A 10,307-nucleotide genomic window follows, 5' to 3' on the forward strand; every position below is an offset into this window, starting at 1 on the left:
CCCCTAGCCCCCCCTTGTAAAGGGGGGGGACAAGAATACTGTTGCATTATTTTTTGAAATTGGTACGATCTCAGAAATCCAAAACCGTTCGCAGTGCGAACCAAATCTGCTAAACTCAGAAACCCGGTTTCTTCTTATATTTCTCGTTTTTCCAAAATTCGTAAAAACCGGGTTTCTAGCTCCCCACGCCTCAGCCTTGAAATTGTCCGATTGTTTTACTAGATATAGTTAAAGCATACCCGAAAAAATACATACTCTGTTATTCGCATAAGTTCAAGAAAATCTGCTGGATTTTACTGATTTTTTTACCCTCGCACGGCGAGAATTATACCTAGTGAAAAAGCCGATCGCACAAACCGCACAAATCTGACTCAATCATTCACATATCCCGGAAATCCGGCATTCCCTGGTGGACTGGCCCCTCGCCGCACTGAGATAAACTACGGCTGGCGGCTCCTCAATTACAGCTCGAACATTTTCTGTCATAAGTTTAGTAACCTCCATTGGCGGCTCCTCAATTACAGCTTGAAGATTTTCTGTCATAAATTTAGTAATCTCCATATCTAAGTTAGTAGCTGAAAAATCAGGTCGATCCCAATCCTCGCTTTCTTCAATGGCGATTGTTGTCGGTAGCACCATCTCAAAATCTAGCTCGTCGCCAAAAGTTGAAACTTCTTTAATTGGATCGATTTTCTGAACAGTATCGGCGGCCAAAGCTTGATTTGTATTAGCCATTAGTGCGATCGGCAGTGCGATCGCTGCACTTATCCTTTGTCGCGCCGTGATTTTTCCCATGAGAGCCTCCTGGTATTAACTAAATTTTTCTCCTCTAAATTCAACATCCGCCACTACTTTAGATCCCTGTTATTAATGAATAGTAGTTTGTTGTCAGATAAAATATAATTCGAGCTTTGAAACTTCGCGCGAAGTTTGCACGGGCGGAGGCTGAGGGTATTTTGTCAAGGGTTCCTACTTCTGTTTACTACGTAAAAACTCTTAAACAGTCAGGTTTTCCAATTAAGTAATTCCCGAACTCGATCGCCCGTGTGAATCCCAGAGTCAAAACGGTGAGAACTTCGATCGCAGCCCCGCGCTGCCGCCTGCTAACTGATTTGCCATACCATACCCACCGCAGATGTGTCAATAATTATATCTTAACATTTTTAATTTTTTGCAGCATTCTCGTTACCAGGAAGAGCCTGGTAACGCAGAGCGGGGAGGAAGAGCCCGAAGCAAAGTCGAGAGGAATCCTACTGAGTCAAGCCGTGTTCGAGAGCGAAGCGAACCAACTCAGTACGGCTGTTAGTACCCGTCTTGCTAAACAAACGGCTGACGTACTTTTCCACATTCCGCACGCTGGTTTCCAAGCGGCGGGCAATTTCCTTATTCATCAAACCTTGAGCAACTAAATCCAAAACACTTTGCTCTCGCGGAGTCAAATCAATTTTGATCGGCGAAGCACTTTGGACGATCGAACTTCGCCCGCTCAGCAAAGACTCAATTCTCGCCATTTGGCTGGCCAAAGCAGCAATATTAGGACTTTCAGGATTTTCGCCTGTCTCCTTAGCAGCCGCGCGGCGCGCCAACAAATTCGTGACAATTGCGACTAATTCGTCGGGATCGAAGGGCTTAGAAAGATAAGCATCGCAGCCGGCTTGATAGCCTTGAATGCGATCGCCCGTCATCCCCTTAGCCGTCAAAAACACCACCGGCAAAGCCTTGTACCGAGGATCTTCCCGCACTTGCTTGAGAAACTGATAGCCGTCCACCTGCGGCATCATGATGTCTGAAATCACCAAATCCGGATTGTACTGCTGCAAGAGTTCCCACCCATCCCGAGCATTACTGGCAACCTCAACCGAAAAATCGCTATCTTCCAAATAAGCTTGTACCGCTTCCCGCAAGCCCGGTTCATCATCTACCAATAATAATCGTGCTGACATATCCGTTACCCTTAAGTTCGATCGCTATTATCTGTCAACTTAGCTGAATTCAACTATCCTTGTCACTCCATCTATAGAAGCAATTCAAAAAATTTCGATTAAACTCCTATAGGCTTGGGTTAAACCCGATCCCCCCCAGCCAAGAGGGCGGGCACTCTTGACACCGCCCCTACAAGTGGGGAACAAGAAATTGCTCAAAGTTGGTCTTTTTAAGGGGCAAGCGATGGATATCTCCGGGGGATAAACATCATTAACTAAACCGTATTGTGGTTAAATTCAAGAGTTTTGAGTTTCGTTTTAATCCATTGATTAACAACTGATTTTTTTGATTCACAACTCAAAACCGCGCAGACTTGTTCGCGATCGCGCGGCAATCTCACAATTATTCTTGAACTATTCCGAGTTAAACTTTTGAACGATCGGTCAAAATTTCATAACCGGTGTCCGTCACCAACACAGTATGCTCAAACTGAGCCGACATAGCATTGTCAACCGTTACAGCAGTCCACTTGTCAGCCAGCGTCCGAGTGTACTTAGAACCCGCATTCAGAATCGGCTCGATCGCCAATGTCATGCCCGATCGCAATTTCACATTCGGCATTTCGCGAGTGCGGAAATTGAAAACCGACGGTTCCTCGTGCAAATTGCGCCCGACACCGTGGCCGGTAAACTCCTCAACGATACTAAAACCGTTGCTTTTGACATGATCTTCGATCGCGCCGGCGAGATCGAGCAAATAAGCTCCAGCCTTCACTTGTTCGATACCTTTATATAGAGCTTCTTCTGCAACTCTAATTAATTTTGCCGATTCCGGTGTCACCTCCACAACTGCGATCGTGATGCAAGAATCGCCGTGAAAACCTTGGTAATATGCTCCCGTATCTACTTTCAGAACATCTCCGGCCCGAATTACTTTTTTGCGGCTGGGGATGCCGTGAACAACTTCGTTATTAATGCTAGAGCAAATCGAGCCGGTGAAACCGTGATAGCCTTTAAAACTGGGAGTTGCACCCATTTCTCGGATGCGTTTTTCGGCATAAACATCCAAATCAGCAGTAGTCATTCCCGGTTTCACAATTTGCGAAATTTCTTTCAGTACCGTTGCGACAATTTTCGCCGCCTGCCGCATTATTTCGATTTCGCGTTCCGACTTAATTTCAATGCCTCGACGCTGTTTTGTGACTTGGGGTTGTTTCGTTGGCGCGGAAAGCAGACTGCTAAAAATATTCATTGAATGTCAGGTAATTTTGTAGTTTGAAGGCAGGTTAAAGCAAAAAACGGCAACTATCCGGCTGTTTGGGGAAAAACGGGTGTCTTCCAACTGTCGATCGCTTGTCCTTTAAGCTAGCTTAATATTTTTCTCACAAATTCGCACGGAATTGGTTCGATCGCGATCGGGAAGATGGGAAAGAGTCCGAGAGAGTCCGAGAGAGTTCGAGAGAGCCTGAAAGACAGACAGGGAGAAGATTTTACGGTTTTCGACCTACCGCCGTCGAAAAATACAATCTAATCAAATACGCTCAGCCGCAAAGCTTTAGCTATTTGTTCCAATAGAAATAAGCCCCCGACAGAATTTCCCTCTCGATCTAGGGGCGGACTGTAACAGCCGATCGCGCCCTCGCCCGGAATTACCGAAAGCATTGCCCCGCTAACCCCCGACTTGGCCGGCAGTCCCACCCGCAGCGCAAAACGACCGGATGCTTCATACAAACCGCAAGTAGCCATCAGCGCTTTGACAGTGCGGCAGTTTTCCCAGAGTGCTTCCTCACTCTTTACCAGCACCATTCCCAGCTTGGCCAAATCCTCCACAGTTCCCGACAAACAACAAACTCGATTGTAGGTTTCTAAGGCAATTTCCGAGTTTTGCAGATAACCGGATTTTACCATTGCTAAGGCAAGATCCCGATTATTTTGATTCCGCTTTTCATTTACTGAATCCAGCATTAACTCGTCCACAAATAACCGACTGTTTGCTTGTTGGTTCAGCCAAGTTCGCAAGTTTTGACAGCGCGCCGCAGCATTGTTACCCGGAATCAGAGACGCTAGGGCGATCGCCCCGCTATTAATCATCGGATTTCTCGGCTTCCCTCCATCTGTTTCGAGTTGAGTCAGGGAATTGAAAGGCATTTCCGAAGGATCGCAGCCCGCGCAGTCAAAAACCGTTTTTTCGCCCAATTCGCACAGCAAGTAAAGCAGCACGAAGGGTTTGACAGCGCTCATCAGCGGGAATGTTTGAGCGATGCTACCCCAGCTCAATATTTTACCGTCAATTGCCCGAATTTGTACGGCAAACCCTTCTCTGTCGGCTCGCGCAAGCAGAGGTACGTATGCGGGCACTTGACCGGATTTACTGCGATTAATTGCCTCTTTTGCCCAAGCTGCCAGTTGTTCCGGTTGCAGGGAAGATAGTTTGCTAGTGGATGTGTTCACTGTCGATTAAGTCCGCAGGCGCAAATAAACCGATCGAGCGATACCAAATCCGGGTTGGCCACCCCTTTATTTTTGATTCGGCGCAGGCCGACATCGTTTGTGTAGACGCGGTTTCAACCGCCGAATCGTTAAGGGGGTATGTTACCCGGATTTGGTATCGCTCGATCGTCCAAGACCTATGTATTTTCAAACTTCATCACCTACATTTAGATCCTTTGAGATTTGAAATTAGCAGTCCGATCGCGCGATCGATACCAGTTTCAAAAAAACAATGCAACTGCAGGCAAACTTTAAACCCTTATGCAGCCTGTCATTTCCAATCTTATATTGAAACTATAAAAATGACAATTCTCTGAGCCAGAAATCAGTTTCTTAAAATAATTGCGCCACTCCAGAGGTATTGCCAGAAACACGGTTACTTACGTGATACAAAGCAAACTCAGCTTTAAATGTATTGACATTTTCATCGGCGCGGAGATAATAAATTTATTGACAGTTTTTGAGAAAAAATCTGTCTTTGCATAAAAACCTGTCTTTCACCCAGATATATAATTAGCAGCCCGACCGGCAGCGCTGCCAACCACAACCAACCAGCACTGGCTTGAAAGGCCTTCAGGTTCTTATGGTTTAATCCCCAGCAAGGGGCGGGGTGCATATGTAACTTAATTCTTTCAGAGTTCGCCCAATCCTGTCCGGAGACCCCCCGAACCTTTAAGAATGACTATCCAACCGGATTCACCAAAACCAGGATAAAACAATGGCAGAAGCAGAAGCACCAAAACCCGCTCCCCTGACCTTTAAGGGCGTATGCAAAGACGGAGTTCTCAAAGGCAAAGAAATCGAGGGCAAATTAGACATCAAAATCAACGTTGAATCAGTCAAAGCCACAGAAACACCTCCAAAAAAATCCGAGTGGGAAGCACCTATCTTTTGGGCGGTGTTCTTGTTAACTGCCAACTTTGCCGTCGGAGACCCCGCTGGAATCAGAAATTACAGCTCCCCACAAAGGCGTCATTCTCAGGAGATGTTAAACCAATCTGGGGAGCAGTCGCTGTTGCCTAAGAAAAACACCAGCAACTCGCCACTTTAGGCCCTGGGAGCCTGCCAGCCGCGCATATAGTAATAAAGAGACCCGAAATATTCATCGAATACTTTCGTCGTAGTTACCAAGGCTTCTGCACTAGGCAGAAAATCTCCCGCGTCTAAACGGAGTCGGGATTTCCCTCCAGACACGGGCTGGTAAGTGTAGAAGTCGGTAGCTCTGGGAATCACCTGAATGCCCATATTTGCAAAAGCTAGGCTGGCACGGCGCATCTGAATCGCAGATGTTACCAGGATTACTTTACGCCCGACGCCGCGGCTGTCGAGGATCTTTCTCACTTCCTCGGCGCTGGTGCGTATATTGCTGCCGTTATCGTCGAGAACGATACTGGTGCGGGGCAGGCCCATGTTGCTTGCCAGCAAAGTCTCGATATCTTTGGCTTCGCCAGTATAATTCTGTAACTCTGCTCTGGGCCCTGCGCTAACGATGACCAAAGGTGCTAGTTGTTTTTTATACAAAACGGCAGCGTAGGGCAGGCGATTGCCTGCATCTGTCAGTTGAATTGCTTCTCGGTGGTGAGGATGAGTCGTTCCCTTGCCCAGCAGGACTATGGCTGCTGCTGTTTCGTCGCAGCAAACTGTGCGGGCTGCGGCATCGCGTTCTGCTTGATCGGCGAACCAGTAAGCGACAACTGGCATACTCGACAGGATCAAAACTAGCAGTGCAGCCAGGATCATTCTCGGTGCCGGGTTGCGGATGCCCCCGTTGGTGATCAGCGCCGATGCAATCACCAGCAGCGTGATCGAAAAGCCCAGGGGCTTAAAGAAGAAGGCTATGAGACCGAAAATCGCTGCTCCGACTGGCGTGTCTGGCGCGAAAAAAGCCAGGAACAAAAGGCTGATCAGCAGCAAAACGCGCAGCCGGTCTATTAACGGATTGTCTTTGCCTCCTGATTGATCCCACCACGATTTGATCAGTGAGAAGAGGAGGAATAGAAATAGAATGCGAGCTAAAAGTTCTGGCATCTTGCAATATTCTGTGTCTTCATAAATTAGTACAGAAGTGTGGAAACGAGCGCGAACTTAGCTGCGGGAAGAACTGCGGGTATCGGTGGGTTTTTAACTTTAGCCAATAACGCAGTCCGATCGCACTTATCAGAAATGCTCGATTCCGGTCAGCTACCAACTATTGGTTGCAGGCAATCGAGCCCGCGACTTCCAATCACAGATTGCTGACAGTTAATTGGTAATTGATAACTGGTAATGATTGATTGGTAATTGGTAATGGAGCGAGTACAGGCAAGTGAAATTGGCAATTCAAGCCTGCTTTCTGCTGCCTGCTTTTTTTTTCCATACCTGTTACCCATTCACCAACCCCAATTTATCGGCGTTTCAGTTGATTCCGAATTGCCTGCGTTACCGTTTGAATTACTTTAACACGAGCATAATACTTGTTATCGGCCGCAACTAGCGTCCAGGGAGCAGCCGGGGTGCTGGTGCGCTGAATCATTTGATTTACCGCCACTTCATAATAATTCCACTTTTGGCGATTCCGCCAATCTTCCTCGGTAAGTTTGTATTGTTTAAATGAATTGTTTTGTCGCTCTGTAAACCGCTTTAGTTGCTCGTCTGGACTGATGTGCAGCCAGAATTTAACTAAGACACAACCGAAACTGGTGAGTTGCTCCTCAAATTCGTTGATTTCCTGGTAAGCTCGGCGCCATTCGAGGTCGGTGGCAAATCCTTCGACTCGCTCGACGAGCACTCTACCGTACCAACTGCGATCGCAAATGCTGATTTTACCAGCACTCGGCAACTCTCGCCAGAACCGCCAGAGGTAGTGGTGAGCTTTTTCTTCGTCTGTCGGGACCCCAAAGGCGTTGACGGTATAGCTGCGGGGGTCTAATATGTCCGTCAAGCGTTTGATCGCGCCTCCTTTACCCGCCGCATCCCAACCTTCAAACAGCACTAACACGGGGATTTCATCTTCGTGGATGCTTTGTTGCAGTTTGCCAAAATCGGTTTGTGCTTCGCGAAGTTGCTGTTTGTATTCGTCTGGCGACAAGGATAGAGTTAAATCTACTTGGGCGAGCAAGTCGGGCTCGGTGGGCTGCAACTTTTCTTGAAGCGGCAGTTTCAGGGGTGCAGATTGCGCCGGCAGCCTGTCTAGGGCTTCTGTAATTTTGGCTGCCATTTGCGTTAAAACTTTGACTCTCGCCCAGCGCTGACAGTCACCTTCTACTAGCGTCCAAGGTGCCGGGCCCGTGCCGGTTTGAGTTATCATTTCTTCGGCTAAAGTCGTGTATTCTTGATATTTTTTGGCTTGTTTCCAATCTTCCGGCCGCACTCGCCAAGCTTGTAAGGTATCGTCTTCTAGTTTTTTGAGCCGGTGCTTGAGTTCTTTTTTGCTCAGGTGAATCCAAAATTTGGCAATTGCCGCGCCGTCGTTTACCATCATTCGCTCGAAGGCGTTGATTTGTCTGATGATTGTCGGTACTTGGGCGTCGGAGACTCTCTGGAACAACCGGTCTTCTAAAACATGAGTGTACCAACTGTGATAAAAAAAGCCAATCCGCCCCCGCGCTGGAAGTTTCTGCCAAAACCGCCACATAAAAGGATAGTCCATTTCTGCATCTGAGGGCGGCCAAATCGGGTGGACGGCAAACCCGCGCGGGTCCATGTAACCCACCATTTTTTTGACCAGAGCGCCTTTGCCCGCAGCCGCCCAGCCTTCGAGTACGATGATGGCGGGCATTTTTTTTTCCCAGCAAGCTTTTTGGAGCGATCGCAACTGCTGCATTAAAACTTCGATTTTGGCATCGTAGGTTTCTTTATCCAGGGAAATATCTAAATCGAGGTTGTCGAACATATTCACCTCATACAAATCCGAGAAAACTGTTTAACGTTAGTTTAACGTTTGGAGAAAATTAAATCTTCAACTGCGGTCAAAAGTTATTAAAACTACACTTAAGACCGGTTGCAAGCGGGGTGCTTGTGCGGCCGCATCCAGGCTGCCGCTAATATCAACCAAACTCTCCTCGCATCAAGCTTGCCAAAAAAAACCTGAGCGGTTATATTTGAGTTATGGAACTTTTTTAATAAGTTCAACTTTTCCTCTGACCCGATCGGGTGAGCGAACAAAAGCAGCAACAAATCCCTGAAACAGGATTTGTTGTAAGATAGAGCAAAAGTAAAAATCAACTACCCGGTGGGGGTGAAAACTTCTTTACTTAGCTGCATCAAATTTCGTTAAAACAGTTACTAAAGCACCAGCTTTGATAACTTCGAGGGCGCTGCTTGCAAAGGTTGAGCGTTCCTCTGGACACAGACTCCAATAAAAAAAACCGCCCAAACGGGCCAACCAATTTTTATGATTGCGCTATGAGGTAAAACCTGAAAGCCTGGGTGATATAAACAGGTTTCTGAGTTTTATCAACACCATTCTCTAATACTCAAATCAGTTGAGGTGCGGACTGCTGCAGCCCCAAAAAAACATTGATTTATTGTGTAACAGGCTTTCTGACTTGTCACACCATAAATTAATTTATTGTGGAACAGCCATCTTGACTGTTACTGACATTTGTGCAAAATGTCAGAATTACTCTACTCATTTGCCAATACCGATTAACAGGAACATTCCGAAATTACGGATTGTAAGTTTTTTATGAATATCTTGACAACACGATCGTACAATGGCGAAAGTGACTGGTGCGCGATCGCCAATTTAATCGATGCTTGCGAAACAGTCGATCGACTCGGCGAAGAAGTTTCAGCAACCGAACTCAAGCTAATACTTGATGCGCCCAAACTCGACAAAGCCCGCGATGTCCAATTGTGGGAAGACGGCAACTGCAAACTCATCGGTTTGGCACTGTTAGACAGGCCAGATTCCACCGATGAAATAGAAGCTTGTCTTTGGTTTTACGTGCATCCAAAGGTAAGGGGTGAAGGCTTAGAAAAAGACATAATTAAATGGGGAGAAACACGCCTGGGCGAAGTAGGAAAACAACGCAATTTACCCGCAAAATTGCGTACCTACAGCCGCGAGGATAAAACCGATCTGATGCTGCTGTTAGAGAAACAGGGCTTTGAGGTCGATCGCTATTTTCTCACAATGGGGCGATCGCTCGCCGAACCCATTCCCGCACCCGAATTCCCCGCAGACTTTGCCCTAACACACGTATCCGGAGAACAAGACATCCAACCCTGGGTAGAGATGTTCAACCAATCGTTTATCGACCACTGGAACCACCACGACTTAACGGCGGAAACCGTGCGATACTGGATGCAAGACCCGAATTATCAGCCGGAATTAGACTTAATTGCTGTTTCGGGCGATTCCCTGCGGGATAGCTTCGCTTCACGCAAATTTGCAGCTTTCTGCGACTGTCAAATCAAACCGCAAAAAAACACCAATAGCAGTACAAAAGACGGTTGGATTGAATTGTTGGGTACGCGGCGCGACTTTCGGAAAATGGGTTTAGGAAAAGCCATGCTGTTAGCTGGTTTGCACAAGTTGAAAGCAGCCGGTGCAAACACAGCTAAACTCAGCGTCGATGCTGACAGTTTGACAGGCGCGACAAAGCTTTACAAATCAGTCGGTTTCCGCCCGCTGGAAACTTGGATCGAGTGGGCCAAGGCTGTGTAATATCAATTCCGGGTAGTCATGCACAGTCAGGATTACCTGTTATAATTTATTTATTCAATCAGCCTTAACTTTTAGCTTATGAAATGTCCCAGGTGCAACTCTCAGTATATTGTGAAAAATGGTCGGATTCACAATGGCAAACAAAGTTTTAAATGTTGAGGGCTCTCCTGAGTTTGTGGCGATCGACAAACCGCATATCCTTACTCCAAGGGCATCACAGAATCGCGAACAGTTGTGTCTGATAC

8 protein-coding genes and 1 pseudogene are annotated in these 10,307 nt (G+C 47.0%); 3 read left to right on the forward strand and 6 right to left on the reverse strand.

Annotated features, from left to right (window positions below):
• Positions 1-375: 375 nt before the first annotated feature.
• From WBA89_RS20190 to glsA, 4 genes are all read right to left on the reverse strand, one after another.
• Positions 376-795 carry a hypothetical protein gene (locus WBA89_RS20190; RefSeq protein ID WP_424408967.1) on the reverse strand — a complete coding sequence of 140 codons (420 nt, stop codon included), beginning with the start codon at positions 793-795 and terminating at the stop codon, positions 376-378.
• 455 nt (positions 796-1,250) lie between these two features.
• Entirely contained in the window at positions 1,251-1,943 is a 693-nt protein-coding gene (locus WBA89_RS20195) for a response regulator transcription factor (protein ID WP_194061608.1), read from the reverse strand.
• 403 nt (positions 1,944-2,346) lie between these two features.
• Positions 2,347-3,174, reverse strand: coding sequence for a type I methionyl aminopeptidase (gene map, locus WBA89_RS20200; protein ID WP_194011501.1), 828 nt, complete (start codon positions 3,172-3,174; stop codon positions 2,347-2,349).
• Positions 3,175-3,449: 275 nt separating this feature from the next.
• Complete coding sequence (glsA, locus tag WBA89_RS20205) at positions 3,450-4,373, reverse strand: glutaminase A (protein WP_424408968.1); 924 nt, start codon at positions 4,371-4,373, stop codon at positions 3,450-3,452.
• A gap of 757 nt (positions 4,374-5,130) precedes the next feature.
• Between glsA and WBA89_RS20210 the strand changes: the two genes are divergently transcribed.
• Positions 5,131-5,463, forward strand: coding sequence for a hypothetical protein (locus WBA89_RS20210; RefSeq protein WP_424408969.1), 333 nt, complete (start codon positions 5,131-5,133; stop codon positions 5,461-5,463).
• On the opposite strand, the pseudogene WBA89_RS20215 reads toward WBA89_RS20210, so the two are convergent.
• Positions 5,460-6,086: pseudogene (locus tag WBA89_RS20215) on the reverse strand (YdcF family protein); the annotation flags it as partial. The gene WBA89_RS20210 and the pseudogene WBA89_RS20215 sit on opposite strands and share 4 nt — an antisense overlap.
• A gap of 709 nt (positions 6,087-6,795) precedes the next feature.
• Positions 6,796-8,283 carry a polyphosphate:AMP phosphotransferase gene (pap, locus tag WBA89_RS20220; protein WP_424408970.1) on the reverse strand — a complete coding sequence of 496 codons (1,488 nt, stop codon included), beginning with the start codon at positions 8,281-8,283 and terminating at the stop codon, positions 6,796-6,798.
• A 795-nt stretch (positions 8,284-9,078) separates the two neighbouring features.
• Here pap and WBA89_RS20225 point away from each other — a divergent pair.
• On the forward strand, positions 9,079-10,062 hold the full coding sequence (locus tag WBA89_RS20225; RefSeq protein WP_424408971.1) for a GNAT family N-acetyltransferase: 984 nt from the start codon (positions 9,079-9,081) through the stop codon (positions 10,060-10,062).
• 78 nt (positions 10,063-10,140) lie between these two features.
• Entirely contained in the window at positions 10,141-10,221 is an 81-nt protein-coding gene (locus tag WBA89_RS20230) for an IS1/IS1595 family N-terminal zinc-binding domain-containing protein (protein ID WP_424408972.1), read from the forward strand.
• Positions 10,222-10,307: the final 86 nt, after the last annotated feature.

The organism is Microcoleus sp. (genome assembly GCF_049646505.1).
Taxonomy (GTDB): domain Bacteria; phylum Cyanobacteriota; class Cyanobacteriia; order Cyanobacteriales; family Microcoleaceae; genus Microcoleus.